We start from the raw sequence: 26,295 nt of genomic DNA, 5'->3' as shown, positions 1-26,295 counted from the left end.
GACTTGTGGTGGGCAGTTGAGGCACTTCTGCACCTTCTGCTCACCACCACAAGTCCATGATCGACGCGAGCGGTGGGGTGGGGGCGGAACGGTCGGGTGGGGGGTTAGTGGGCTCCGAGGTGGGACAGGAGGTCCTGGCGGGTCAGGACGCCCTTGGGCTTGCCGTCGACCAGGACCAGCGCGGCGTCCGACTTCTCCAGCAGGCCAACGGCCTCGCTGACCGGCTGGCCACCACCGATCATCGGCAGCGGGTCACCCATGTGCCGCTCGATGGTGTCGTGCAGGTGAGCCTGGCCGGTGAACAGCGCGTCGAGCAGGTCCCGCTCGGCGATCGAGCCGGCGACCTCGCCGGTCACGACCGGCGGCTCGGCCTTGAGCACCGGCAACTGCGAGACGCCGTACTCGCGCATGTAGTCGATCGCGTCGCGGACCGTCTCGGTCGGGTGGACGTGCACCAACTCGGGCAGACCGCCGGGCTTGCTCGCCAGCGCGTCGGCCACGGTGGGCTCGGCCCCGGAGTTGTCGAGGAAGCCGTACCGGGCCATCCACGAGTCGTTGAAGATCTTCGAGAGGTAGCCCCGGCCGCCGTCCGGCAACAGCACCACGATCACGTCATCCGGGCCGGCCTTGCGGGCGACCTCCAGCGCGGCCACCACCGCCATTCCGCAGGAGCCGCCGACCAGCAGCCCCTCCTCGCGGGCCAGCCGCCGGGTCATCTCGAAGGACGCCTTGTCGGACACCTCGATGATCTCGTCGGCGACGCCCCGGTCGTACGTCTCGGGCCAGAAGTCCTCGCCGACGCCCTCCACGAGGTACGGCCGGCCGGTGCCGCCGGAGTAGACCGAACCCTCCGGGTCGGCGCCGACGATCCGCACCCGGCCCTCGGAGGCCTCCTTGAGGTACCGCCCGATACCGGAGATCGTGCCGCCTGTGCCGACACCCGTCACGAAGTGGGTGAGCCCGCCCTCGGTCTGCTTCCACAGCTCCGGGCCGGTGGTCTCGTAGTGCGAGCGCGGGTTCGCCGGGTTGCTGTACTGGTCGGGCTTCCACGCGCCGGGGATCTCGCGGGTCAGCCGGTCGGACACGTTGTAGTACGAGCGCGGGTCCTCCGGGGCGACCGCCGTCGGGCAGACCACCACCTCGGCGCCGTACGCCCGCAGCACGTCCTGCTTGTCCTGGCTGACCTTGTCGGGGCAGACGAAGACGCACCGGTAGCCCTTGAGCTGGGCGACCAGGGCCAGCCCGACACCGGTGTTGCCGCTGGTCGGCTCGACGATGGTGCCACCGGGCTTGAGCAGGCCGGCCGCCTCGGCGTCCTCGACCATGCGCAGGGCGATCCGGTCCTTCACCGAGCCGCCCGGGTTGACGTACTCGACCTTGGCGAGCACGGTGGCCCGGATGCCCTCGGTGACGTTGCGCAGGCGGACGAGCGGGGTGTTGCCGATCATGTCGACGACGTTGTCGTAGTACTGCACGGTGTGCCCTTCGTTGCGGCGCCGGCGACGGCGGCCGGGCAGACGTATCCTCGCCGCCCAGCGTACGTGCCGTCAGTGCGCCAGACCCCCGGGGATGACCGAGCTGCGCCGGGCCTCCCACTCCAGGAAGCGGTCGGTCTCGGAGAGCACGCTGCCCGCCAGCCAGGTGACCATGACCGCGTCGTCGGCCAGCCCGAAGATCGCCAGCGGGATCTCCGGCAGGAAGTCGATGGGCGAGACGATGTACGCCGTGGCCGCCGTCATCATGGCCAGCCGGAGGCCGCCGTCGTACTCGCCCCTGGCGGTGGCCCGGATCATCCGGGGCAGCGCCGCCAGCCGGGCGCCCAGCGAGGGCCCGCCGCGCGCCCCTGCCGCCAGTGCCCGCGCCAGGGCCGCGAACGCCGCGCTGCGCTTCAGTGTCTTCCCCATCGTCGTGCTCCTCTCCGCCGGATCAGCGTGGCGGGTCGGCGCAAGTCGGCCGGCCTCCACCGGACAGGTACCCCGTCGCGTCGGTTTCCAGGCACCCGCGAGCCGTGACGACGACAGCGGTGTGTCGGGCCGGCGCGATAATGTCGCCATATGGGGGTGGCTGGTTCTGTCGTACCCGTTGGTCCGCGCTGGCGGCAGGCCTTGCGGATCGCCCGACTGGCGGCGATCGGCACGGGCGCCACGGCGGCGGCCGCGATGGCGACCGGCGGGGTGCTGCTCGGCCAGGCCCGCCAGGCCCGCCGCACCATTCCGATGGCCGAGGCGCCGCCGCCGCGCTGCGACGGGATGTACGGCGCGAAGTTCCCCGGCCCCGCGCTCACCATGGTCGTGCTCGGTGACTCGTCGGCGGCCGGCTACGGGGTGCACCGCCGCCGGGAGACACCCGGAGCGCTACTCGCCACCGGCCTGTCCCGGCGGCTGCACCGGCCGGTGCAGCTGCGCCGGTTCGCGGTGGTCGGTGCCATCTCCGCGGCCCTGCGGCACCAGGTGGAGGCGGCGCTCGAATGCTCCCCGGACATCGCGGTGATCCTGATCGGGGGCAACGACATCACCAACCGCACCCCGCGTGGCCTGGCGGTGCGCTACCTGGTCGAGGCGGTCCGCTCGCTGCGCGACGCCGGCTGCGAGGTCGTCGTCGGAACCTGCCCCGACCTCGGCGCGATCCGGCCCATCCAGCCGCCGCTGCGCTGGCTGGCGCACCGGTGGAGTCGCCAGCTCGCCGCCGCCCAGACGGTGGCCGTGGTCGAGGCGGGCGGCTGGACGGTGTCCCTCGGCGACCTGCTCGGCCCACGGTTCGCGGCCGAGCCGCTGCGGATGTTCGCCTGGGACCGGTTCCACCCCTCCGCCGAGGGGTACGCGATGGCCGCCGCCGCCCTGCTGCCGACGATGCTGTCCGCGCTCGGGGCGGGGCAGGAACGACGGGTCACACCGGCGCGGGGCGAGGGCGTACGGTCGCTGCCAGAGGCCGCGCAGGAGGCGGCCCGGCACGCCGGAACCGAGGTCAGCGGCACCCAGGTCCGGGGCCGCGACCGGGGGCCGGCCGGCCGGTGGGCGCAACTGCGCCGCCGGGCGTTCTTCGGTGTGCACGCGGTGCCGCAGCCCGGCGGCGCGGACGCCTCGACAGTGGAGGGACTGGCATGAACGAGCGCAGCGAGCGGGACGTGACCGAGGGCCTCCCCGGCCGGCTGGGTCGGGCGGCGGCGCTCTCGCTGCTCGCCGGCACGGTCGGTGGCGCCGCCGTCCTGGCCGGCGAGGCGTTCGTCGCACGGCACCGGCGGTACGCCCAGCCGGAGCTGGGGCTGGCTCTGCGCGCCACGATCGGTCGGGCCGACGCCGCACCGCTGCGCCTGGTGCTGCTCGGTGACTCGTCGGCGCTCGGTGTCGGCGTCGACCGCCTCGACGACACCATCGGCGGGCAGTTGGCCAACCTGCTCGCGGAGGGGCCGTCCGGCCGCCGGGTGCACCTGTCCAGCGTCGGCGTCTCGGGCTCCCGCTCCACGGACCTGGCCACCCAGGTCGCCCGGGCCCTGCTCGGTGAGCGGCCCGACGTGGCGCTGATCCTGATCGGGGCGAACGACGCCACCGGGCTACGCCGGCCGGGTGACGCGGCCGCGTACCTCGGGGCGGCGGTGCACCGGCTGCGGGAGGCGCGCGTCGAGGTGGTGGTGGGCACCTGCCCCGACCTCGGGGCGGTACGCGCCATCGCGCCGCCGCTGCGTCAACTCGTCGGCTGGTCCGGCCGGCGGATGGCCCGCGCGCAGACCACCGCGGTGTTGGAGGCGGGCGGGACGGTTGTCGACCTGGCCACCGAGACCGGTCCGGTGTTCCGGGCCGACGCGGGCACGCTGTGCCACGACGGTTTCCACCCGTCGGCCGACGGCTACCGGGTGTGGGCGCACGCCCTGCTACCGGCCGTGGTGGCCGCCGCAGCGGTCGCCTCCCGGCGTTGACGCACGCCGGGCGAGGGTGACATTTCCCGCCGCCTCCGCTTCTTCCGCGCCATGTTACCGGCGGGTTAACGTTGGCCCATGCCGATTGAGTCGTCCCGCGACGCCGTCATCGTCGCTACCGCCCGCTCCCCCATCGGCCGGGCCCACAAGGGGTCCCTGCGCGATGTCCGCTCCGACGACCTCGCCGCGACCATCGTCCAGGCCGCCCTGGACAAGATCCCCCAGCTCGACCCGAGCACCATCGACGACATCCACCTCGGGTGCGGCCTGCCCGGTGGCGAACAGGGCTTCAACATGGCCCGGGTGGTGGCCACCCTGCTCGGCCTGGACGCCGTCCCCGGCGCCACGCTGACCCGCTACTGCGCCTCCTCGTTGCAGACCACGCGGATGGCCCTGCACGCGATCCGGGCCGGGGAGGGCGACGTGTTCGTCTCCGCCGGGGTCGAGATGGTCTCCCGCTACGCCCGGGGCAGCTCCGACGGCCTGCCGCCGGAGGCGCAGGCACTGGTCGGCGGCGGCTGGGAGAACCCGCGCTTCGCGTCCGCCGCGGAGCGTTCGAAGCGCCGCGCCCAGGGTGGCGCCGAGGTGTGGACCGACCCGCGCGACAGCGGCGACCTGCCGGACATCTACCTGACCATGGGGCAGACCGCGGAGAACCTGGCCCAGGTGTACGACGTCACCCGTGCCGACATGGACGAGTTCGGCGTACGCAGCCAGAACCTCGCCGAGAAGGCCATCGCCGACGGCTTCTGGGCCCGGGAGATCACCCCGGTCACCACCCCGGACGGCACCGTGGTGAGCGCCGACGACGGTCCCCGATCCGGCGTCACCCTCGACGCGGTCGCCGGGCTGAAGCCGGTGTTCCGTCCCGACGGCCGGATCACCGCCGGTAACTGCTGCCCCCTCAACGACGGGGCCGCCGCCGTCGTGGTGATGAGCGCCCAGCGGGCCGAAGAGCTGGGCGTGACCCCGCTGGCCCGGATCGTCTCCACCGGCGTGACGGCGTTGTCGCCGGAGATCATGGGCCTCGGGCCGGTGGAGGCGTCCCGGCAGGCGCTGCGCCGGGCGGGCATGACCATCGACGACGTCGACCTGGTTGAGATCAACGAGGCGTTCGCCGCCCAGGTCATCCCCTCCTACCGCCAACTGGGCATCCCGGAGGACAAGCTCAACGTGATGGGCGGCGCGATCGCGGTCGGGCACCCGTTCGGTATGACCGGCGCCCGGATCACCGGCACCCTGCTCAACGCCCTCGAGTGGCACGACAAGACGATCGGTCTGGAGACCATGTGCGTCGGCGGCGGCCAGGGCATGGCCATGGTCCTCGAACGGCTCAACTGACGGTCTGAGCGCGCCCGGCGTCGCGCGGCTGCGGGTCCGCTGCGGGCCGTAGGCCGCACCCGGCGGCTCAGAGCGCGTTGCGGGTCGCCGTCACCTCGGCGGCGGCCCGCGCCAGCACCTCGTCGTCGGCCCCGGCGGCGAGCAGGTCGGCGGTCACCACCCGCAGCTGGTCGGGCAGGGCCAGGTCGTTGTCGAGCCGGGGCACGGTGCGACGTGGTTGCCCCTCGGCGTCGGCCGCCAGGTTGGCGACCTCCTGCACCAGACGGTGCACCAGATCGGCGCGGGGCACGTTGCCGGTGGTCGCCGTCGCGGCCCAGCGCGGCTGCTCCCAGTGCCCGACCTGGCCGACCAGCAACCGCACGGCCTGCTCCAACTCCGCTACGCTCACCGCGCCGAGTCTACGGCCGACCCGCACCGCACAACCGGTCGCCGCAAGCGGGATCAACTCGACCTGCTGGAAACCGGGGCATCACCGCGCCCCGGACACCCCGAGATTCGCTGAACCGAGTCGATCAAGCAGGCCGGTCAGCGGCGCAGGTAGCTGAGCAACCGCAGCAACTGCCAGTAGAGGAACACCAGGCCGGTCACCAGGCCGAACGCGCTCAGCCACGCGTACCGGCGGGGTCGGCCGTCGCGCACCGAACGCTCGACCAGATCGAAGTCGAGGATGAAGCTGAACGCGCCCGCGATGATCGCCACCACCGAGAAGGCGTACGGCAACCAGCCGACCTCCCCGCTGACGCTGTAGACCGCCAGCCCCGGCCGGCCGGAGATCAGGTAGGAGACGAGGTTGACCACGCTCAGCACGGCGATGCCGAGGAGCGTGCCGATCACGAGCCGGGCCAGCCGGGGCGTCGCGCGGATCACCCGGGCCCGGTACAGCGCGGCCATGCCGAGGAAGACACCGAAGGTCCCGGCCACCGCCTGCACGACGATCCCCGGGTAGACCTGCTCGAAGGCCCGGCTGGCCACCCCGAGCAGCAGCCCCTGGAGCAGCGCGTAGCCGACGATCGGCACCGGATTGGTGATCCCCCGCAGCGAGATGACCAGTACCAGCACGATCGAGGCGAGGGCGGTGCCGGCCAGGGCCGCGCCCAACCACACCGCGTCGGGCACCACGGCCCAGGACACCGCGGCGGTCGCGCCGGTGAGCAGGAGCAACCCGACGGTACGCACCACGACGTCGTCGACGGTCATCGGCTCGACGTCGCGGGAGCTGACCACCCGGGACTCCAACCGGCTGGTCTCGTCCAGCCGGTTGAGCACCGGGTTGTTGCTGCGCACTGTCGCCTCCTTCGCCCGCGTACCCCTGGCAGTCACTCTGCCAAGGGTGGCCCGGCGGTGGCGGCGAAACGGCGCGGACGACGGCGCCCGCCCCTGCGGGAAGCGGGAGCGGGCGCCGGTCAGCGGTGCGGACGAGGTCAGTCGTCGCCCTGGAAGTAGCTCAGCAGGCGCAGGATCTCGATGTAGAGCCACACCAGGCTGACCAGGATGCCGAACGCGGCGACCCAGGAGTAGCGCTGGGGCAGGCCCATCCGGACGCCGTCCTCGATCTCCTTGAAGCTGAGCACGAAGCTCAGCGAGGCGACCACGATGCAGACGAGGCTGAAGCCGATGGCCAGCGGGCTGCCGTCCCGCAGACCCGTGTTGACGCCGAACAGCGCCAGCACCAGGTTGATCAGCATGACGCCGGCGAGGCCGACGATGGCCGTCGACACGACCTTCACGAACATCGGGGTGGCCCGGATGATCTTCGCCTTGTAGATCATCGTCATCAGGAAGAAGATGCCGAAGCTCGCCACGGCGGCCTGGAGCACGATGCCGTCGTAGAAAGTTGCGAACGCCTTGCTGACCATGCCGACGAAGACGCCCTCGACCACCGCGTACGCGATGACCAGCGCCGGGTTGGCCATCCGGGAGAACGAGATGATCATGCCGAGGACCAGGCCGACGACTGCCGCGCCGATCCAGGCGGCACCGACCAGCGCGTCGGGTACGAGCACCCAGGCGGCCGCGGCCGTGATGCCGAGGATGCCGAGCAGGGCGACCGTCTTGACGACCACGTCGTCGACGGTCATCGGCGCCACGGTGGGCGGCGCGGCCGGGTAGCCGGCCTGGGACGGGTACTGCTGCGGAATGCCGGGCTGTCCGTACGGCCCGGTCGGTGCGTACCCGGCGGAGCGCTCCCGCTCGGCCGCTTGGCCGAGCCGGGCGAGCACCGGGTTCGAGGTCTTCACTGTCTGGCCTCCCTCAGGGGGTCGTTTGCACGTGAACGTGCCCACCAAGAGTAAACTGCCCGGCCCATTCCTGGTGATCACGAATGGGAACGCGAGGCCGTGGCGGATGGTGCCCGGGGCGGGGGTCGAACCCGCACGCCTTTCGGCAGCCGCTTTTAAGGCGGCCGTGTCTGCCGTTCCACCACCCGGGCGGGTGGCACCCGCGCGTCGACACGCACGGTGCAGTGTCACCGTAGCCGGTCGGCGGCGACCCGGCGTACCCCGCCAGCTTGGCCACATTAGGGTCGATGCCGTGAGCAGCGCAGCCCCAACGGCCCCCGACGCCGCCCCTGACCAGGGGGTCCGCCTCGCCGATCCGGTCGAGCGCCCGACCCGGGCCGTACGGCTGCGCACCGCCGTCCGCCGCCACCGGACGGACCTTCTGGTCGCCCTCGTGTGGGTGGCGCTGGCCGGCTGGCTGACCCACGGGCTGTGGCCCGACCCGGGTGGGCGCACGTTGGCGCTCAATCCCGAGGACCAGACGCTCTACGAATGGTTCCTGGCGGTCGACGCACGCGCACTGCTCGGTGACTTCCACCTGCTCACCGACCGGCTCAACGCCCCGGACGGCGTCAACCTGATGGCCAACACCACGGTCATCGCGCTCGGTGTGCTCTGCGCGCCGGTCACCCTGCTGTTCGGTGCGCCCACCTCCTTCGCGCTGCTCGCCGCCGCCAACCTGGCCGGCACCGCCCTCGCCTGGTACCTGCTGTTCCACCGGACGTTGCGCGTCCGCCGGCTCGCCGCCGCGCTCGGCGGCGGTCTGTGCGGCTTCGGTCCCGGCATGGTCTCGCAGACGAACAGCCACCTGCACATGACGGCGCAGTGGCTCGTGCCGGTGATCGTCTGGCTGGTGGTACGACTGCTGCGGGCGTCCGACCCGGGTGCGGGTCGCGGTCGGCCCGTCGGCCCGGACCGACGCCGGATGGTCAGCTCCGCGGTCGGTCTGGCGGCCGCCGTCACCGCGCAGGTCTTCATCGGCGAGGAGGTGCTCTTCCTCAGCGCCGTCACGCTGCTGGTGATGGCGATCGCGTACGCCCTCGCGGACCGGGACCTCGCCCGGAGGGCGCTGCCCGGGTTCGCCGGCGGACTGGCGATCGCCGCCGGTCTGGCGATGGTGGTGCTCGGCTACCCGCTGTGGTTCCAGTTCGCCGGACCGCAGGGTGTCTCCGACGGGATGTTCAGCCCGGCCTACTTCTCGGCCGACCTGAGCAGTTGGTGGGCTGTCTCCCCGCTGTCGGTGGCCGGCAGCGACGAGGCGTCCCGGCTCACCACCGGCCCGGCCGAGTACAACACCTTCCTCGGCTGGCCCCTGCTCCTGGTCACCGCCGCCTGCGCGGTCTGGGCCGGCCGACGCCGACTGGTGCTGGCGTGTGTGGCGGCGGCCCTGGTGATGGGCGCTCTCTCGCTCGGCCCGGAGGTGGTGCTCGGCGGCACCCGCACCGCGCTGCCCGGCCCGTACGCCCTGCTGGCCGGCCTGCCGGTGGTGGACGGCGCCCTGCCGATGCGGTTCGGCCTGGCCCTGCTCCCGATCGTCGCGACGGTGCTGACCCTCGCCGTCGACCGGGCACTGGGCAGCGCCGGACGAGCACGTCGGCTGGTGCCGCTGGCCGTGGCCGCGGCTCTCCTGCCGATCTTCCCGACCCCGCTGCCGACCGCCGGGCGGCCCGCCCTGCCGGAGTTCATCACCGGCGGACACTGGCGGCAGTGCGTCGACCCCGGTGGTGTCCTGGTTCCGGTGCCGCCACCCACTCCCAAGGAGCCGTGGCCGATGCGCTGGGCGGCCGCCGCCGACGCCGGGTTCGGCCTGCCCGAGGGGTTCTTCATCGGCCCCTACGGACGCGGTGGCACCGCCGCCATGGGCACCTTCAAGCAGCCCACCTCGGCGCTGCTGGCCGACGTCGCCCGCCGCGGCGACCAACCGGCCATCGGTGACGAGCAGCGCCGGCAGGCCGCGAAGGACGCGGACTTCTGGGGCGCGTCCTGCGTGGCGCTGGCCGACGACGCCCCGCACGCGGCGAGCCTGAAAACCACCCTGGAGCAGCTCTACGGTCCGGCGACCAGGATCGCCGACGCGTGGACCTGGAAGGTCTGACCCACCCCAACCAGTGCCCCCAACGGCGCCGATCTTGCACTTTCGGATGGTGCAATGACCGCTTTGGGGGCCATTGTCACCACAGAAAGTGCAAGATCGGCGGGGTGGAGCGAGGGCTGCGGGAACGCAGCGCGGGTCAGACGCGCGGAGCGCCGACCGGCTGGGACGCCTCGACGAACTCCTCACGCGGGTCGTGCAACTGGCCCAGCGCGACCACCTCACGCTTGAGGAAGAACGCCAGCGACCAGTCCACCACGACCCGGACCTTGCGGTTGAACGAGGGGATCCGGCTCATGTGGTACGTCCGGTGCATGAACCAGGCCGGCCAGCCGGTCATCTTGATGCCGTACACCTGGGCGACGCCCTTGTGCAGGCCGAGGCTGGCCACGCTGCCCGCGTGCTTGTGCTTGTAGTCGACCGGCTCGCGACCCCGGATCACCGCGACGATGTTGTCGGCCATCCGCGCGGCCTGACGCACCGCGTGCTGCGCGCTCGGCGAGCAGAAGTTGCCCGGCTCCTTGGTCAGATCCGGAACGGCGGCGCAGTCACCCGCGCTCCACGCGCCCTCGATCACCCGGTCACCGTCGACCACCTGAAGGGTGGGGATGCAGGTGACCCGCCGGCGATCGTCGCGGGGGAAGTCCGTCGCGTCCAGCATCGGCGACGGCTTCACACCCGCCGTCCACACGATCGTGTCGGACCGGAAGCTGTCCCCGTCGGAGAGCTTCACCACCCCGTCGACACAGGACTCCAGGCGGGTGTCCAGCCGGATGTCCATGTTGCGCTTCGTGAGCTGCTGCACCGTGTAGGCGCCCATGTCCCGGTCGACCTCGGGCAGAACCCGCTGGGTCGCCTCGACGAGCACCCAGCGCATGTCCTCCGGCTTCAGCTCCGGGTAGTAGCGCAGGGCGTCCCGGGCCATGTCCTCCATCTCGGCGAGCGCCTCGATGCCGGCGTACCCACCGCCGACGAACGTGAAGGTCAACGCCGAACGGCGGACCTCCGCGTCCGGGGTCGCGGCCGCGATGTCCAGCCGGTCCAGCACGTGGTTACGGAGGTAGATCGCCTCGCCGATGGTCTTGAACCCGATGCCCTGTTCGTGCAGGCCCGGAATCGGCAGCGTCCGGGACACCGACCCCGGGGCCACGATCACGTGGTCGTACGCGATCTCCCGGGCCGGGCCGGCGATCGGCTGCACGGTCGCCACCTTGCGGTCGTGCTCGACGCGCGTGACAGTTCCCGCCACCACCGTGCACCGGCGCAGCTCCCGGCGCAGCGGCACCACGGAGTGCCGGGGGGAGATGTTCCCCGCCGCGGCCTCGGGGAGGAACGGCTGGTAGGTCATGTGGGGCTGGGGGTCCACGACGATGACCTCAGCCTCACGGGAGCTGAGCTTCTTCGACAGGCGCAGGGCGGCATAGAGGCCGACGTGCCCGGCACCCACCACAAGGATCCGCTTCGGATTCACGTCGTCTATCTTTCCCCGCCCTGCTCAGGTAATCCCGCTCGCGCCCCCCATCTGTGACGGAACACAACCCCTGTGACCTGCGTAACCCTGCCGCATCACGGGTTCACCTGCGCCGCAGCAGCCAACCCAGCAACGCGGCGACACCCACCGCCACCAGCAGCCCCAGCACGGTGACCCACTGGTGACCGGCCTCGCCACCCACGCTCGCCACCTGCAACAGCAGCACCCCCAACACGGCCGTACCCAGCAGCACCGCCGCCACCCGCAGCAGCCACCGGCTGACCAGTCCCGGGTCCACCACCCCGTCGTACGGCAGCAGCGCCGCCAGCGCGCACAGGGAATGCCCCAGGTACAGCAGCGCGGCGACGGCGAGCAGCCGCCACAACGCCACCGGCCGGCCGTACCCGTCGACGGCGAGCAACCAGCCACCCACCATCACCAGCGCCGCGAACGTCGGCCACAACCGTCGCGGACCCACGGCCGGCAGCAGCGCGGCCACCGCCAGGAGAAGGAGCGGCCGACCGGTCAAGACCTCGGAGGGAAACGCCACCGCGTAGCCGACGAGCGTCGTGACGAAGATCGCGGCCCGTACCAGCAGCGGAATGGCGCTGATCCGGGTCACGGCGTCCTGAGCGGCCCGAACCCGCTCCACGACGGCGTTCATCGTGCCCCTGTCGTTCGCGACTGCGGGGCTCGCAAACCCGGCTCACTCCTCGCGCTCATCGTGCTCCTGTCGCTCGCGACTGCGGGGCTCGCAAACCCGGCTCACTCCTCGCGCTCATCGTGCTCCTGTCGCTCGCGACTGCGGGGCTCGCAAACCCGGCTCACTCCTCGCGCTCATCGGCCACCCACCCTCGGGGCCGTCGCCAGCCGCGCCACGTCCCGTAACACCTGGTCGAGGCTGCCCGCGCCGGCCCAGCGCACCACGGGTACGCCGTGCTCCCGGAGCTGCCCGATCATCGTCTCCCGGTCCAGTCGCCACAGCCGGTACGCCACCTCGGCCCACCCCCGGTCCTTCGGCGGTGTCAGGTCGGCCGGCAACGTGTCGACCGCCACCACGAACCGGCCGGCGCGGGCCAGCCGGGCCAGCATCTGCGCCGACCGCTCGTCCAGCAGCGGGGTGAGGACCACCACCAACGCGTCCGAGGAGAGCAACTGCGGGCCGAAGACCTGGTCGTACGGCTCGTGCTGGGCCGCCTCGGCGCGTACGTCGAGCAGCCACTCCAGCACCGTCAGGTACTGCCGTCGGCCGGCGGCGGGCCGCAGTCGGCGAGCGCCCGGCCCGTACTCCAGCAGCGACACCCGATCGCCCCGGTGCAGGTAGTGCTCGGCGATCGCGGCGGTCGCCCGCACGGTGGTGTCCAGTACGGACGCGGCACCGTCCACACCGCCGGAACGGCCCGCCTCGGCGAGCACGTCGAGCAGCACCACCACCTCGGCGTCACGGTCGGACAACGTCGCCGCCACGTGCAACTGCCGGGCCCGCAGCGACACCCGCCAGTCGACGCGGCGGAGGCGGTCGCCCGGGGCGAAGATCCGTACCCCGGCCAGCTCACCGCCCTCTCCCGGACGGCGGGAGTGGTGCGCGCCCACCAGACCGGCGGCGCGGGGCATCGCCTCCACCGCCTCGAACGGCTCGGTGCGCGGATAGACCCGCACCGGGACCGGTTCGGTGATCACCGCCCGGGACACCAGCAGGCCACCGGCGGCGGCGACCCGCGCTCCGGCCGGGCCGACGGGGTGCCGGCCCCAGCGCAGAGCCCGTCCGGCCAGTTCCAGGTCCACCGCCGCACCGGTGGGCACCGATGTCACGAACGGCCGATCGGCGGGCGAACGTCTGCGGCCGGAGGCTGGCGGGGTGTCGGCGGTGGGCGGCGCGTCGGCGGCCTCGACGCCGGCGAAGCCGGCACGGGTGATCCGTAACCACGGCGAGACCCGCGACCGCACCACCACCACGTCGTAGTCGACCGTGTCGGGATTGCCGACACTGACGGCCGCCGACACCTCGCCGCCCTCGACCAACGGTCCGTCCTCGGCGCAGGTGATCCAGACCTGCGGCAGCGCGGCGGGCCTGCGCCGCAGGGCGTACGCGGTGCCGATCGCGAACGGGGCCGCCAGCACGACGAGGTCGACCCGTCCGAGCAGCACTCCCGCCACCAGCAGCAGGCCGGCGAGTAGCACGGCGCGACCGAGCGCGGGAGTGGGCGCCCAGCCGGCGCTCGACTCCGGCTCGGTGGGTCGCGGCGCGGACGCGGTCGGACCGGTCATCAGTGTCGGGGCCCGCCGGCGGCGTAGCTGGGCAGGGCGCCGCTGGCCGGAGCCGGCGTCCCCTCCAACACCTCACCGACCACAAACGCCGGGTCGACGCGGCGCAGCCACATCTCGGGGCGCAGGGTGATCCGGTGGGCCAGCGCGGGCGCGGCGACGTCCTTGACGTCCTCCGGCACCACATAGTCCCGGCCGTCGAAGACGGCGCGGACCCGGGACAGCAGCAGCAGCGCCAACGAGCCCCGTGGCGAGGCCCCGACCAGCACCGACGGGTGTTCCCGGGTGGCCGCGGTCAGCGCCACGATGTACCGGCCGATCGAGTCCTCCACCACCACGTCCTCCAGGGCGGCCTGCATGGCCCGCAGGGTGGCGGCGTCCACCACCGGCTTGATATCCGCCTCCTCGCGGCGGCGGCCCATCCGGCGGCGCAGCACCTCCCACTCCTCCTCGTGCTGCGGGTAACCGAAGGAGACCCGCAGCAGGAACCGGTCGAGCTGCGCCTCGGGCAGCGGATAGGTGCCCTCGTACTCGATGGGGTTCGCGGTCGCCAGCACGTGGAACGGCTCGTCCAGCTTGTACGTGACGCCCTCGACCGAAACCTGCTTCTCCTGCATGGCTTCGAGCAGCGCGGACTGGGTCTTCGGCGGCGTCCGGTTGATCTCGTCGGCGAGGAGCAGGTTGGTGAAGACCGGCCCCGCCCGGAAGGTGAAGTCACCGTTGCGCTGGTCGTAGAGGAAGGAGCCGGTGACGTCGGCGGGAAGCAGGTCGGGGGTGAACTGGAGGCGGCGGAAGTCCAGCCCGAGCGCCTGCGCGAAGGAGCGCGCGGTGAGCGTCTTGCCCAGACCGGGCAGATCCTCCAGGAGCACGTGGCCGCCGGCCAGGATTCCGGCGAGGACCAGTTCCAACGCGTCGCGCTTGCCGACCACGACGGTGCCGACCGCGTCCAGGACGGCCCGCGCCAGGCGACCGACCTCGGCGGCGGGCATGCTCCGGTCCACGTCGTTCATCAGATTTTCTCCAGTTCGGCGACGATCACCGCGAGATCGCGCGGCGACGGGGGGCGTCGGGGCGGGGTTTCCAGGAACGTCCACAGCCGATCGCCCAGCAGGGCTCGGGCGCGGACGGGATCCGACTCACGGGTCACGGCGTGCTTCAGGCGAAGCCGCTCGTCGGCCAGTTCCGCGAGCCGGGGCAGGATCACCCCGGTGAAGCGTTCGGGTCGCGTCGTGGACCAGTCCAGCGGCAGTTCCCAGCCGTTGATCGCGGCGCGCAGCGCGTCCCGGGCACCCCAGTTCCAGGTGCCGTCGTCGTCCTGGGCGAGCCGGGTGCGGGACCTCGCCGCCGGTGGCGGCGCGAGCGCTGCGGCGACCCGGCGTACGGCGGACACGGCGAACACCCCGGCGACCAGGATCGCCAGTGAGATCTGCAGGCCGACCGCCCGGAGACCGACGACCAGCACGGCGACCAGGGCCGCGTTGCCGGCCAGGGCCCGGAACACCCGCCCGGCCCGGCCACCGGACTTCCGGTCGTCGTGCCTCGGCCGCTCCTCCTCGAAGGTGAGCAGGTCGTCGATGCTGGCGCTGCCACTCATGCCGGCACCTCGGGTGGACCCGTCGTCACGATGGTGAGTTCGCCACGCAACCGCCGCAGCGCGGCACGGGCCTGGTCGCGGGTGCCCTCGCGGACCTCACGCGTGGCGTACCGGGCCTCGCGGTAGACGTGCGCGAACTCGGCCAGCACGTCGGCGCTGACGATCGCCGGGACACCTGTCGACTCGTCGCCCCGCAGCAACCGGGTGACCAGGTCGGTCGGTGTGTCGCCGAGATGCCGGGGCACACCGGCGGCCGAGGCGGCCTCCTCCAGACGTACCCAGCAGGCGATCACCGCGACACGGGGATCGGTGGACTGGTCGTCCAGCTCCACCAGGCCGGCGTCCAGGGCGGCGACCACCTCGCGGGCCGTGCCCTCGGCCGTACGCCGGGCCCGCTGCGCCGGTAGGGAACGCGAGGTGCGGCGCAGCGCGCCACGGAGCAGGATCCAGGTGAGGTAGCCCAGCACCGCGAGGATCGCCAGCCCGAGCAGGGCCATCGCCACGGTGGCGATCCACTGCGGGATGTGCGCCTGGGTGGCCTCGCCGGTGTCCCTCGGCTCGACGGGGATCGACGGCGACGGCACGTCCGTCGGATATTCCGGCACCCAGGGCACACTCTTCGCGACCGGCGGGATCCGACTGGCGCCGATCGACGAGTGGGCGGACGCGAGCGCGGCCGCCGCGAGCAGGGCCGCCACCGCGCCCACCGGCCACCAGCGGCGCAGCAGGCCGAGCACCGGGCGGACCACACCCGGACCGGCGGGTGGCGACGGCGCGGGCGGGCGTGTTCCGGTCGTCATCGCCACCACCCCACGCGTTCTCAGTCCACTTCGGCCAACTGCTTGGCCCGGCCGAAGACGTCGTCCAACATCCCCGGTGTCAGCCGTCCGGTGAAGGTGTTCTGTTGGCTGACGTGGTAGCAACCGAGCAACTCCGGCACGGCCGCGCCGGACCAGTGTGCCCCATGGCCGAACGCGGGTCGCGGGCTGGGCGGGCGCTGCCCGTACACGTGGCGTAGCACCGGCCACCACGCGGCCCAGGCGAACGCGCCCAGCGCGACCACGACGCGCAGGGTGGGCCGGATCAGCGTGACCTCGCGGTGCAGCCAGGGCGCGCAGGTGTCCCGTTCGTCCGGGGTGGGCTTGTTGTCCGGCGGCGCGCAGCGGACGGCCGAGAAGATCCGGGTGTCACGCAGGGTGAGCCCGTCGTCGGCGGCGACGCTCGTCGGCTGGTTGGCCAGTCCGGCCCGGTGCAACGCCGCGAAGAGCACGTCGCCCGAACGGTCGCCGGTGAAGATCCGGCCCGTGCGGTTGCCTCCGTGCGCGGCGGGCGCGAGGCCCAGGATGGCGATGCGCGCGTCGCCGGGCCCGAATCCGGGCACCGGCCGACCCCAGTACTCCTGGTCGCGGAAGGCGGCCCGCCGCGTGCGGGCCACCTCCTCCCGCCACGCGACCAGCCGGGGACAGGCGAAACAGTCGCTGACCGCCGCGTCGAGATCGACCAGGTCCGCCGCCCGCGCGGCGCGGGCGACGACCTGGTCGGGGGTACGGGACTCAGCCAAGTTTGGCCCGGAAGAGTTCGAGGGTGCGCGCCCAGGCGCTGGCGGCGGCACGCTGGTCGAACGCCTCCGGCCGGTCGTCGTCGAAGAACCCGTGCGAGGTGCCCGGGTAGGCGTAGATCTGGCAGGTGCCGCCGGCCTCCTCGACGGCCCGGCGTACGGCCTGCACACTCTCGTCGGTGGAGGTGCCGTCCTCATCGGAGCAGTGGATGATGGCCGCCTTGCCGGCGTAGTCGACCCAGTCGGACCGCATCGACTCCCACGACAGAGCGGGATAGAAACCGGCGGTGGCCACGATCCGCTCGGAGCGGGTCGCCGACCGCAGGGCCAGGCTGGCACCGGCGCCGAACCCGACCGCGCCGACCTTGCCGGTGACCTCGGGACGCCCGGCGAGGTAGTCGGCGGCCTCCGCGACGTCCTTGGCCGCCTCGGCCATCCGATTCGCCAACTCGTGCTGCGCCTCGGCCGCCTCGCTGGTCGCCGCGCCGTGGCGGAAGTTCGGTACGAGGGCGACGAAGCCGGCCTCGGCGAACCGGTCCGCGACCGACCGGATGTGTGGGACCAGACCCCACGACTCCTGCAGGACGATGACGGCGGGGCTGGCCGTGCCGCTCGCGGGTATCGCGAGATACCCCTCGCTCGTGCCCCCGTTGCTGCGGTAGCTCACCATGTCGCCCATCGGCCGTCCTCCTAGCGGTCAGTCATCGTTGGCTGGTCGCCCAGTGGTCCTACGTGCCGGTAGCCTGCCACGCCGTGACCCCGGCCGGGAAGACGTCGGAACAGTGGCATTTACCTCCTGTTCGCCGGCCGGTGACCGCGGGTATGCCGACGGCGGCGGGGAATGTTCCCCGCCGCCGTCATCGGTGCTTCAGACGTGTTATCAGGCCTTCTTGGTCAGGCAGAGCACGTAGCCCTTCTTGCCCGACTCGATGCTGTAGAAAACGTACCCCTCCTCGCCTTCCTTGAAGAACTCGTTGCAGGTCGTCTCGGACTTGGCCTGGGTCTCGGTCTGCCCGTCGAGCCGACCGACCACGTTGTACGCGGCGTCGGTGGAGGTGCACTCGACGACCTTGGCGCCGTCGACCTCCTCCTCCTTGTCGCCCTTGATCTCGGGCAGCTCGGCGATGCAGTCGCCGGCCTTCGCGTCGGCGGTCTCGTCCTTGTTCACGAAGTTGCCGATGGCCGTGCCGAGGCCGAACTTCAGGCCGGCGATCACGAGGAAGATGACGATCGCGCCGATGATGCCGAGCGCCTTCTTCCCACCGGACTTACCCTCCGGCTCGGCCGGCGGCGGCGTCTCGACGGCCGGCTGGGCCGGCGTCTCGGCAGCCGGCTGAGCCGGCGCTGCGTCGGACGCGGGGGGCGGTGCGACCTGCTCTGACACGGGGGTTCCTTCCGAGGGATGAATGAGCAGACGACACCGTAACGATCATTGATTTCCGGTGTCGTCCCGCTCACCTCGTCCGTTCAGCTATTTCCCAGCATCGTGTGCATGATGTGGTTCACATCGCCCGTCAATTCGTCGGGGTCGGGGTCGGCTCGTCGCTCGGCGTCGCGCTCGGGCTGCCCGGCGTCACGCTCGGCGTGGGCGTACCGGTCGGCGATCCGCTGGCCGAGGGCGTGCTGGTCGGCGCCTCGGGCATCCGTGGCCCCCGAGGCCCGAACGGCGGCCGGTCCGGGCAGTACGGGTACGGCCGCAGCAGCGGGTTGCCGTACTCGTCAACCCGGCCTTCACAGTCCGGGTAGCCCAGACGAATCGGATTGCCGTTCTGGTCGAAGAGCCGGGCGTTCTCCACCAGCCGACCCTCGCTGTCGTAGACGAAGACGTCCCGCACCTGGCTGTACGGGTCGTTGATCGACGTCGGATCGATGCCGTAGTCGCCGTACCGCATCCGGTCCTCCGCCTGCATGAGAGCGGAGAGGGCAAAGAGGACGAGCACCGCGCTGCCGATCTGCACCGCCGATCGCGGCCAGCGGGTGAGCTGGGCCGAACGGCGACCGAGCCAGATCGAGGCGAGCACGAAGCCGACCAGCATGATCAGACCGGCGAGCAGCTCCCCACCGAAGCGGGGCAGCACCCCGAAGCTGCCGCCGGTGCTGATCACGGTGAGCAGCATCGCCGCCAGGTAGCCGCGCAGCACCCACCAGGCGGGGCGCAGCAGACGGAGGAATTCGCTCGCGGTGGCGTACCCCAGGGGTGGGCCGAGCCGGGAGTCGAGCGCGCGCAGCCGGCCGCGGACCCGGACCACGGCGGTGGCGACCCGCTGGTCGAGGTTGCGTCCGCCGCCCTCGCCGACGCCGGCCGCCGCGCGCAGCTCGGCGGCGTACGTCTCCGGCTCGCCCAGCCGCTCGACGAGGGTTCCCTCGGCCTCGGCGGCGACCTCGGTGAGGTGGTCGGCGAGGTCCTCGGTCAACTCGGTTCGGCGATCCGGCGGCAGGTCGGCCAGAGCGGCTCGGACCCGCGCCACGTAGTCGGTGATCTCCTGCTCCGTGACGGTCATGCCGCCAGCCCCCGATCGTCGAGCAGCGTGTCCATGGTGGTGGCGAACGAGCGCCAGAGCTTGCCGGAGCGGGTCAACTGGTCACGCCCGGCGGCGTTGAGCGAGTAGTACTTGCGGTGCGGGCCGGTCTCGCTCGGCACGACGTAGGTGGTGAGCAGGCCGGCGGCGAAGAGCCGGCGCAGCGTGCCGTAGACCGAGGCGTCGCCGATCTCCTCCAGGCCGGCCTCGCGGAGCCGGCGGAGGATGTCGTAGCCGTAGCCGTCTTCCTCCTTGAGGACGGCCAGGACGGCCAGATCGAGCACGCCCTTCAACAACTGTGTGGTGTCCACGCATTGCACACTAGTGTGCAATGCGAAATAGCGTCAACGACTCGCCGATATCAGGGGTTAGATCAACACGAGATCGCCGATGTCGGGGTGTCCGGGTGGCCCGGATACCGCGATATCGGCGATGTCGAGTCGATCAAGGCGGTGGCGGCCTACTGGAGGCTCCAGGCGATGCCGTCCAGAATGTCGTGCTCCGACGCGACCACCGAGGGCATGCCGGCCCGCTCCATGATCACGCGCAGGACCAGCGCCCCCGCGCCGATCACGTCGGCCCGACCCGGGTGCATCACGGGGATCTCCAGCCGCTGCGCGCTGGTCCGCTCCAGCAGGTCCGCCGTCACCCGCGCCACCGCCTCGTACGACACCCGGGCGTGGTGGATGCGCTCCGGCTCGTACCCCCGCAGGCCCTCGGCGATGGCCACCACGGTGGTGACCGAACCGGCGAGGCCGATCAGGGTGGCCGCCTCACGGCCGGGCACCGCCGCGAGCGCCCGGTCCACGACGGCGGCGATGTCGGCCTCCGCCGCCGCGACCTGCTCCGGCGTCGGCGGATCACCCGCCAGGTGCCGTTCGGTCATCCGGACGCAGCCGATGTCCACCGAGATCGCCGACCGCACACCGGCCCGGTCACCGACCACGAACTCGGTCGAGCCGCCGCCGATGTCGACGACGAGGAACGGCTCCTCGGCGTCGGCCGGCAGCCCGCGCACCGCGCCCGTGAACGACAGCCGGGCCTCCTCGTCGCCGCTCACCACCTCGGGCTCGACGCCGAGGGTGCGCTGCACCATCTCGGTGAAGTCGGCGGCGTTGGCGGCGTCCCGCGAGGCCGAGGTCGCGCACATCCGTACCCGCTGGGCACCCAGCTTCTCGATGTCGGCGGCGTACGACGCCAGCGCCACCCGCGTCCGCTCGATCGCCTCCGGCGCGAGCCGGCCCGTCCGGTCCACGCCCTGCCCCAGCCGGACGATCTCCATCCGCCGGGTCACGTCGACCAGCGGGGCCTGCGGCCCGGCCGACTCCTCCGGAAGGTCCGCGACCAGCAGTCGGATCGAGTTGGTCCCGCAGTCGATGGCCGCCACACGCGTCGTCACCCGGCAACCCTACGACAGCCGCCGTCCGGCGCGATCTACAGCCGCAGCAGCATCCGGGTGTTGCCCAACGTGTTGGGTTTGACCCGCTCCAGGTCCAGGAACTGGGCGACACCCTCGTCGTACGAGCGCAGCAACTGCTCGTAGACCGCTCGTGGCACCGGAGCGCCGTCGATCTCGCGGAAGCCGAACGAGCCGAAGAACCGGGTCTCGAAGGTCAGCACGAAGATCCGTGCCACGCCCAACTCCCGGGCCACGTCGATCAGTTCGCCGACCAGCCGGTGACCGATCCGCTGGCCCTGGCAGGTCGGGTCCACCGCGACCGTGCGGATCTCGGCCAGGTCCTCCCACATGACGTGCAGCGCGCCGCAGCCGACCACCGCGTCGTCCTCGGCCCGGACCGCCACCTGGAACTCCTGCACGTCCTCGTACAGGGTCACGGTGGCCTTGCTCAGCAGCCGCCGGTCGTCGGTGTACATGTCGACCAGCCGCCGGATGCCCCGCACGTCCCGGGTCTGGGCGCGCCGCACCAGGATCTGCCCCTCGGCCTGTGCGGTCATTCGGTGTCGGGCACGTCCACGCACGGCCCCGCCGTCCACCAGGGCTCGACCAGCGCCAACGTCTCGTCGCCGAACGGGTTCACGCCGGGGCCGGCGCCCAACGCGTGCCCGAGGTGCACGTGCAGGCACTTCACCCGGCCCGGCATCCCGCCAGCGGAGATGCCGGCGATCTCCGGCACCTCGCCGATCGCGTCCCGGCGGGCCAGGTAGTCCTCGTGCGCCGCCCGGTAGTGGGCGGCCAACTCCGGATCCGTCGCCAACCGGTCGGCCATCTCCCGCATCAGCCCCGCCGACTCCAGCCGGCTGCACGCCCCGGTGGCACGGGGGCAGGTCAGGTAGAACAGCGTCGGGAACGGGGTGCCGTCGGCGAGGCGCGGCGTCGTCTCCACCACGTCGGGCAGCCCACACGGGCAGCGGTGTGCCACCGCCCGGGTCCCCCGGGGAGGGCGGCCGAGCTGCGCGGCCACCGCGGCCAGGTCGGCCTCGGTCGCCGGTTCCCGTTGCGGCAGGGGTACGGAATCCGCCGCCGGCTCCGACGGTGGTACGACAGTCACGGTGCTCGTCTCTCCTGGTGTGCTGGTCGGTGGGTCACTTGCCCGGCTGCTGGCTGTCCGCCGCGCGCACGCTCGACCAGAGCGTGTCGTACCAGGTCACCGGGCCGGCCGGGGCACCCGAACCGGCCGGCTTGCCGGCGTCGCGGGCCGCGCCCTCGGCGTCGTTCAAGATCACCATCATCTTCTCGCCCGGCCGACCCATGAAGAACCGCTCCCGGGCCTGCGTGATCTTGTACTCGTCGTCCTGCCACTTGGCGGCCTCGGCGGCGAGCTCGGCGATCTCCTCCTCCTGCGCCGCCTGCGCGGCCTCCATCCGCTCGATGTCGGCCTGCTGGTCCAGGTAGACCCGCACCGGATAGGTGTACGCCAGGGCGAGCGCGATCAGCACCGCGAACAGCACGGTGGCTCGACCGGTGAAGCGACGGGGATGGGGTGCGGCGAGCCGCTTGACGGCACCGCCACCGGCGGCGGTACGACGGGCGGCGGCCGGACGACTCGCGGAGCGCCCACCCTCCGCGCCGCGGACGGCGCCCGGGGCGCGACCGGCGGCGCCACGCGTCTCGGCACGTACGCCGGCGTCCCGGAGCGACCCGCGGGTGGCCCGCCCGACGCCCGGCCGGCCGGCCTGACCCGGTCGGCGGGCGGGTCGTTGACCACCCGGTGTGCGGCGCTGCATCGTCACACCCCTCCCCCGAGGCTACGTCTGTCGCGTACGTGCGCCGGGAAGCCCCACGGCGGTGGGGCCTCCCGGCAACCACACTCAGGCCGAACGGTAACGCGGGAACGCACCCGCGCCCGCGTAGCGCGCCGCGTCGGCCAGCTCCTCCTCGATCCGGAGCAGCTGGTTGTACTTGGCGACCCGGTCCGAGCGGGCCGGAGCGCCGGTCTTGATCTGGCCACAGCCGGTGGCGACCGCCAGGTCGGCGATGGTGGTGTCCTCGGTCTCGCCGGAGCGGTGGCTCATCATGCACTTGAAGCCGGCCCGGTGGGCCAGGTCCACGGCGTCCAGGGTCTCGGTCAGCGAACCGATCTGGTTGACCTTCACGAGGACGGCGTTCGCCGCCTTCTCCGCGATGCCACGCGCGATGCGCTGCGGGTTGGTGACGAACAGGTCGTCGCCGACGATCTGCACCCGGTCGCCGATCGACGCGGTGAGCGTCTGCCAGCCGGTCCAGTCGTCCTCGGCCAGCGGGTCCTCGATCGACACGATCGGGTACTCGTCGGCGAGCTTGGTGTAGTAGGTGCTCATGTCCTCGGCGGACTTCGCGGCGCCCTCGAAGGTGTAGGTGCCGTTCTCGAAGAACTCGGTGGCCGCCACGTCGAGCGCGAACACGATGTCGGTGCCGAGCCGGTAGCCGGCCTTCTCGACCGCCTCGGCGATCAGGTCCAGGGCTGCCGCGTTGGTGGGCAGGTTCGGCGCGAAGCCGCCCTCGTCGCCGAGCCCGGTCGACAGGCCCTTCTTCTTGAGCACCGACTTCAGCGCGTGGTAGACCTCCGCGCCGGAGCGCAGCGCCTCGCGGAAGGTGGGCGCGCCGATCGGCGCGATCATGAACTCCTGGACGTCGACGTTGGAGTCGGCGTGCGCGCCACCGTTGAGGATGTTCATCATCGGCACCGGCAGCAGGTGCGCGTTCGGACCGCCCAGGTAGCGGAAGAGGCTCAGCTCGGCGCTGCTGGCGGCGGCCTTCGCCACCGCCAGGGAGACCCCGAGGATGGCGTTCGCGCCCAGCTCCGACTTGCTGTCGGTGCCGTCGATGTCGAGCATCTTCTGGTCGATGAGCCGCTGCTCGCTGGCCTCGTAGCCGATGAGCTGGTCGACGATCTTGTCTTCGACGTTGGAGACCGCCTTCTCCACGCCCTTGCCCTGGTAGCGGTCGGCGTCACCGTCGCGCAGCTCGATCGCCTCGAACGCGCCGGTGGAGGCGCCGGAGGGCACCGCGGCGCGGGCCACCGTGCCGTCGTCCAGGCCGATCTCGACCTCGACCGTCGGGTTGCCCCGCGAGTCGAGAATCTCCCGGGCGACGATTCCCTCGATGGTTGCCACTGAGTCGCTCCTCGTTGTTGTGATCCGGTCCGTGGGTGGGCCGCGACGGTGCGGCTGAGGCAGGTGTTGAACGCAGCGTATCGGGCCGCGAGATCGGACACGGCGTCGCCCGCGCACCCGAGTCGCCCCGCGGTGACGGACATTCCCGTATTTCCGGGCGTCAACCGGCAACGGGTTTGCGCTGCGCGGACTAGATCCACCAGGCTGGTCGCCATGCCCGCCGCCACGACCACCCTCCGCATGCTCGCCGTGTCGGTCATCGCGTCGCTCACGGTCACCGGCTGTCAGACAATCGAGGACGCCGGCAGCGCCATGGGTCGCTCGGATCTCGTCAACGACCTCGCCGCCCGCCTCGATCGGGCACTGGAGTTGACCTACACGGCCGACTACCAACTGCCCGGCGGTCAGACCGCCGCGATCGTGCAGGCGCAGGACCCGGCCCGCTCCGCCTACACCTACCCGGGTGGGCGGCTGACCGTCACCCCCGACGCCGTCACCCGTTGCACAGCGGCCGGCGGCCGGATGGCGTGCACACTCGTCCCGCCGCCCACACCGGGCAGCAAGCCCACCGTCGCCCTCTTCGACGAGGCGAACCAGCGGGGTCTCGTCACCCCGCCCGTGGTGGTCGGCCTGCTGACCGCCGCCGCCCTCGACCCGCAGGCCGTGATCAAGCAGAGCGACACCACCGTCGCCGGACATCACGCCGCCTGCGTCGAGGTACAGCGCGCGGACGGCGACTTCAGCGCCTGCGTGACCACCGAGGGCGTGCTCGGCAGCTTCCTCGGCTCGGTCGACGGTAAACCGATGGAGCTGGCGTTGAGCGACTACTCCGAGACGGTCGAGAAGAACGCGTTCGACCCACCCGCCGGAGCGGGCGTGGTGGACAACCGCCCCGGCGGCTCCTGAGGCGTCCGAGGTCCGGCGGGTCCCCCGCACCGCCCGCAGCGCCCGCACCGCCCGCAGCGCCCGCACCGCCCGCAGCGCCCAAGATCCGCGCAACTTCGGCGTAGTTGCTGCCTTCGGCGGGGTCGGAAGCAACAACGTCAGGGACGTTGCGCGGATCTTGGTGACGCGTGGGCTGACGGACCCTCAGACGCCGAGCAGGGCCCGCAGGTGGCGTGGGGGCGGGCAGTCGTGGGCGAGCATCGCGTCGTGCCAGTCGCGCGCCGACACGCCCTCCGGACGGGCGGCGGCGATCTCGGCCACCTCGCTGTACCCGACGAAGTACGTGGAGAGCTGCGTCGAGGTGAGCAGGGACCGACGCCACTTGCCGGCGGCCTCGCCCTCCTCCTGGAAGCCACGGCCGGTCATCAACGCCATGGCCTCGGCCTCGGGCAGCTCCTCGGCGTGCACCAACTGGTCGAGCAGCGCGTTGATGGTCATGCGCAGCTGCATCTTGAGCTGCTGCAACCGCACCGGTAGACCGCCGAAGCCGAGACCTGCCATCAGCTCCTCGGCGTACACGGCCCAGCCCTCGACGAACGGGCCGGAACGGGCCAACGCCCGCACGCGCGTGCCGCCGACGTGCCGCCGGGCGTGGGCGAGCTGGAGGAAGTGGCCGGGCATCGCCTCGTGCACGGTCAGGTTGCGCACCATGTGGTCGTTGTACTCGCGGTAGAAGGAGTCGACGCGCTGCGCCGACCAGTCCGCCGGGGTGGGCGCGATGCAGTAGAACGTCGGCACCGCCGCGGTCTCCAACGGGCCGGGCGAGTCGCAGTACGCGACGGCGACGCCCCGCGCGAACTCCGGCATCTCCTGGATCACGCACCGGTCGTCGACCAGTGTGACCAGGTCGTGCAGCCGGACGAAGTCGGTCGCCTCGTCCAGGGTCACACCGGCCAGCTCGACGATCGTCGAGTCGTCCGGGTGCTCGGCGGCCAGCATGTCCAGCGCCCGGCGTACCGTCTCGTCGTCGGCGGGACCACCGGCCAGCTCGACGGCCGCCGCGCGGATCTCCTCGGTGACCCGGTCCAGGTTGGCCCAGGCCCGGCGCTGGATCTCGGCGGCCCCCAGTTCGGTGTCGAGGGTGTGCCAGAGCCGCGCCTCCCAACGGCGGCGGCCCAGGCGCGGGTCACGGCCGGGCCCGGCGTCGGCGGCCAACCCGGCCCGCAGCCAGGCGACGAACTCCTCCAGCGCGGCGATCGCGGCGGTCGCCGCCGGCTCGACCTTGTCGAAGCCGCCCGGCGCCTGCGCGATCAGCCCCGGCAGCTCGTCACGGATGAGCGCGGCCGTGCCGGTGAACTGCCCGACCGCCGTCTCCGCGTGGATCCGCGGCATGTCCCGCAGCGTGGCGCGCGCGGTGGCGAGGGCGTCCGGCACGGCGGCGAGCCGGCCGGTCAGCTGCGTCAGGCGCACCTCGGCCGGGGCGTACGGGCGGGCCAGCAGGGGGTGCAGCAGCGGGCCGGGATTGTGGTGCAGCGGGTCCCACTCGTGCGACCGGATCTCGGTCAGCTCGAACAGCTCCCGGTCGACGAAGCTGGTGAGCAGCGCGTGGTCGACCTGCTCGTCGGCGTCGAGCGAATCGGGGTCCAGTTCGGACAGCGCGTTCGCCGCGTCGGTGAGCATCACCCGGTCGGCGGCCAACGCGTCGGCGGACAGATCGGGAAGCCGGTCGTCGAACCGATGATCCCCCGCGGCGGTAGCAACCCCAGGCCGCGCTTCCAGAAGCGCCTCGACAACCCGCTCAGCAAGAACCCCAAACTCCTCCACCCG

The 26,295-nt window shown here is 72.4% G+C and carries 27 protein-coding genes and 1 tRNA gene; 5 read left to right on the top strand and 23 right to left on the bottom strand.

The genetic code is table 11. From position 1 onward, the window contains the following. Positions 1-104: 104 nt before the first annotated feature. Positions 105-1,475, bottom strand: a complete 1,371-nt coding sequence (locus ACTFTM_RS05720) for a cystathionine beta-synthase (RefSeq protein ID WP_449564806.1) — start codon at positions 1,473-1,475, stop codon at positions 105-107. A gap of 72 nt (positions 1,476-1,547) precedes the next feature. After that, positions 1,548-1,904 (bottom strand): YkvA family protein, encoded by a 357-nt coding sequence (locus ACTFTM_RS05715; RefSeq protein ID WP_449564805.1) that lies wholly within the window; start codon positions 1,902-1,904, stop codon positions 1,548-1,550. 150 nt (positions 1,905-2,054) lie between these two features. Between ACTFTM_RS05715 and ACTFTM_RS05710 the strand changes: the two genes are divergently transcribed. The 3 genes from ACTFTM_RS05710 to ACTFTM_RS05700 all read left to right on the top strand — a co-directional run bounded on the left by ACTFTM_RS05710 (position 2,055) and on the right by ACTFTM_RS05700 (position 5,254). Further along, positions 2,055-3,104, top strand: coding sequence for an SGNH/GDSL hydrolase family protein (locus tag ACTFTM_RS05710; RefSeq protein WP_449564804.1), 1,050 nt, complete (start codon positions 2,055-2,057; stop codon positions 3,102-3,104). Next, the gene (locus ACTFTM_RS05705) at positions 3,101-3,913 is read left to right on the top strand and encodes an SGNH/GDSL hydrolase family protein (RefSeq protein WP_449564803.1); all 813 of its coding nucleotides are present in this window, start codon (positions 3,101-3,103) and stop codon (positions 3,911-3,913) included. The genes ACTFTM_RS05710 and ACTFTM_RS05705 overlap by 4 nt, the downstream gene beginning before the upstream one ends. Before the next feature lie 78 nt (positions 3,914-3,991). Then, the gene (locus tag ACTFTM_RS05700; RefSeq protein ID WP_449564802.1) at positions 3,992-5,254 is read left to right on the top strand and encodes an acetyl-CoA C-acetyltransferase; all 1,263 of its coding nucleotides are present in this window, start codon (positions 3,992-3,994) and stop codon (positions 5,252-5,254) included. Positions 5,255-5,321: 67 nt separating this feature from the next. On the opposite strand, the gene ACTFTM_RS05695 is transcribed toward ACTFTM_RS05700, so the two are convergent. The 4 genes from ACTFTM_RS05695 to ACTFTM_RS05680 all read right to left on the bottom strand — a co-directional run bounded on the left by ACTFTM_RS05695 (position 5,322) and on the right by ACTFTM_RS05680 (position 7,682). Further along, positions 5,322-5,642 carry a hypothetical protein gene (locus ACTFTM_RS05695; protein ID WP_422738352.1) on the bottom strand — a complete coding sequence of 107 codons (321 nt, stop codon included), beginning with the start codon at positions 5,640-5,642 and terminating at the stop codon, positions 5,322-5,324. A 137-nt stretch (positions 5,643-5,779) separates the two neighbouring features. After that, positions 5,780-6,538 carry a Bax inhibitor-1/YccA family protein gene (locus ACTFTM_RS05690; RefSeq protein ID WP_449564801.1) on the bottom strand — a complete coding sequence of 253 codons (759 nt, stop codon included), beginning with the start codon at positions 6,536-6,538 and terminating at the stop codon, positions 5,780-5,782. A 137-nt stretch (positions 6,539-6,675) separates the two neighbouring features. Beyond that, on the bottom strand, positions 6,676-7,491 hold the full coding sequence (locus tag ACTFTM_RS05685) for a Bax inhibitor-1/YccA family protein (RefSeq protein ID WP_449564800.1): 816 nt from the start codon (positions 7,489-7,491) through the stop codon (positions 6,676-6,678). A 107-nt stretch (positions 7,492-7,598) separates the two neighbouring features. After that, positions 7,599-7,682, bottom strand: a tRNA-Leu gene (locus ACTFTM_RS05680). Positions 7,683-7,783: 101 nt separating this feature from the next. On the opposite strand from ACTFTM_RS05680, the gene ACTFTM_RS05675 reads away from it, so the two are divergent. Next, positions 7,784-9,625, top strand: a complete 1,842-nt coding sequence (locus ACTFTM_RS05675) for a hypothetical protein (protein ID WP_449564799.1) — start codon at positions 7,784-7,786, stop codon at positions 9,623-9,625. A 136-nt stretch (positions 9,626-9,761) separates the two neighbouring features. On the opposite strand, the gene ACTFTM_RS05670 is transcribed toward ACTFTM_RS05675, so the two are convergent. The 16 genes from ACTFTM_RS05670 to eno form a co-directional block, all read right to left on the bottom strand. Next, complete coding sequence (locus ACTFTM_RS05670; RefSeq protein WP_449564798.1) at positions 9,762-11,093, bottom strand: NAD(P)/FAD-dependent oxidoreductase; 1,332 nt, start codon at positions 11,091-11,093, stop codon at positions 9,762-9,764. Positions 11,094-11,196: 103 nt separating this feature from the next. After that, positions 11,197-11,757 (bottom strand): hypothetical protein, encoded by a 561-nt coding sequence (locus ACTFTM_RS05665; RefSeq protein ID WP_449564797.1) that lies wholly within the window; start codon positions 11,755-11,757, stop codon positions 11,197-11,199. A 173-nt stretch (positions 11,758-11,930) separates the two neighbouring features. Then, positions 11,931-13,361 carry a DUF58 domain-containing protein gene (locus ACTFTM_RS05660; RefSeq protein ID WP_449564796.1) on the bottom strand — a complete coding sequence of 477 codons (1,431 nt, stop codon included), beginning with the start codon at positions 13,359-13,361 and terminating at the stop codon, positions 11,931-11,933. Next, positions 13,361-14,368, bottom strand: a complete 1,008-nt coding sequence (locus ACTFTM_RS05655) for an AAA family ATPase (RefSeq protein ID WP_449564795.1) — start codon at positions 14,366-14,368, stop codon at positions 13,361-13,363. Before ACTFTM_RS05655 ends, ACTFTM_RS05660 begins: the two co-directional genes overlap by 1 nt. After that, positions 14,368-14,952, bottom strand: coding sequence for a hypothetical protein (locus ACTFTM_RS05650; protein ID WP_449564794.1), 585 nt, complete (start codon positions 14,950-14,952; stop codon positions 14,368-14,370). Before ACTFTM_RS05650 ends, ACTFTM_RS05655 begins: the two co-directional genes overlap by 1 nt. Next, positions 14,949-15,752 carry a DUF4129 domain-containing protein gene (locus ACTFTM_RS05645; protein WP_449564793.1) on the bottom strand — a complete coding sequence of 268 codons (804 nt, stop codon included), beginning with the start codon at positions 15,750-15,752 and terminating at the stop codon, positions 14,949-14,951. Before ACTFTM_RS05645 ends, ACTFTM_RS05650 begins: the two co-directional genes overlap by 4 nt. 20 nt (positions 15,753-15,772) lie before the next feature. After that, the gene (locus tag ACTFTM_RS05640; protein ID WP_449564792.1) at positions 15,773-16,513 is read right to left on the bottom strand and encodes a uracil-DNA glycosylase; all 741 of its coding nucleotides are present in this window, start codon (positions 16,511-16,513) and stop codon (positions 15,773-15,775) included. Further along, on the bottom strand, positions 16,506-17,189 hold the full coding sequence (locus ACTFTM_RS05635) for a dienelactone hydrolase family protein (RefSeq protein ID WP_449564791.1): 684 nt from the start codon (positions 17,187-17,189) through the stop codon (positions 16,506-16,508). The genes ACTFTM_RS05640 and ACTFTM_RS05635 overlap by 8 nt, the downstream gene beginning before the upstream one ends. Before the next feature lie 201 nt (positions 17,190-17,390). After that, positions 17,391-17,894 (bottom strand): LppU/SCO3897 family protein, encoded by a 504-nt coding sequence (locus ACTFTM_RS05630; protein ID WP_449564790.1) that lies wholly within the window; start codon positions 17,892-17,894, stop codon positions 17,391-17,393. Positions 17,895-18,024: 130 nt separating this feature from the next. Further along, positions 18,025-19,011, bottom strand: coding sequence for an HAAS signaling domain-containing protein (locus ACTFTM_RS05625; RefSeq protein ID WP_449564789.1), 987 nt, complete (start codon positions 19,009-19,011; stop codon positions 18,025-18,027). After that, entirely contained in the window at positions 19,008-19,340 is a 333-nt protein-coding gene (locus ACTFTM_RS05620) for a PadR family transcriptional regulator (protein WP_234584103.1), read from the bottom strand. Before ACTFTM_RS05620 ends, ACTFTM_RS05625 begins: the two co-directional genes overlap by 4 nt. A 149-nt stretch (positions 19,341-19,489) precedes the next feature. Beyond that, entirely contained in the window at positions 19,490-20,416 is a 927-nt protein-coding gene (locus tag ACTFTM_RS05615; RefSeq protein ID WP_449566551.1) for a Ppx/GppA phosphatase family protein, read from the bottom strand. Between the two features lie 47 nt (positions 20,417-20,463). After that, complete coding sequence (locus ACTFTM_RS05610; protein WP_449564788.1) at positions 20,464-20,985, bottom strand: amino-acid N-acetyltransferase; 522 nt, start codon at positions 20,983-20,985, stop codon at positions 20,464-20,466. Next, positions 20,982-21,539: a DUF501 domain-containing protein gene (locus tag ACTFTM_RS05605; protein WP_449564787.1), complete on the bottom strand. Its 558-nt coding sequence runs from the start codon at positions 21,537-21,539 to the stop codon at positions 20,982-20,984. Before ACTFTM_RS05605 ends, ACTFTM_RS05610 begins: the two co-directional genes overlap by 4 nt. A 34-nt stretch (positions 21,540-21,573) precedes the next feature. Then, positions 21,574-22,215: a septum formation initiator family protein gene (locus ACTFTM_RS05600; protein ID WP_449564786.1), complete on the bottom strand. Its 642-nt coding sequence runs from the start codon at positions 22,213-22,215 to the stop codon at positions 21,574-21,576. Positions 22,216-22,299: 84 nt separating this feature from the next. After that, complete coding sequence (gene eno / locus ACTFTM_RS05595; protein ID WP_449564785.1) at positions 22,300-23,583, bottom strand: phosphopyruvate hydratase; 1,284 nt, start codon at positions 23,581-23,583, stop codon at positions 22,300-22,302. Between the two features lie 213 nt (positions 23,584-23,796). On the opposite strand from eno, the gene ACTFTM_RS05590 reads away from it, so the two are divergent. Then, positions 23,797-24,489 carry a hypothetical protein gene (locus tag ACTFTM_RS05590; RefSeq protein ID WP_449564784.1) on the top strand — a complete coding sequence of 231 codons (693 nt, stop codon included), beginning with the start codon at positions 23,797-23,799 and terminating at the stop codon, positions 24,487-24,489. Between the two features lie 183 nt (positions 24,490-24,672). Here ACTFTM_RS05590 and ACTFTM_RS05585 read toward each other — a convergent pair whose 3' ends face one another. Continuing rightward, positions 24,673-26,292: a DUF885 domain-containing protein gene (locus tag ACTFTM_RS05585; RefSeq protein WP_449564783.1), complete on the bottom strand. Its 1,620-nt coding sequence runs from the start codon at positions 26,290-26,292 to the stop codon at positions 24,673-24,675. Positions 26,293-26,295: the final 3 nt, after the last annotated feature.

This window comes from Micromonospora sp. RB23 (assembly GCF_053585025.1).
Note: the sequence above shows the minus strand (reverse complement) of the source record. Positions and strands in the feature narration are given on the sequence as shown.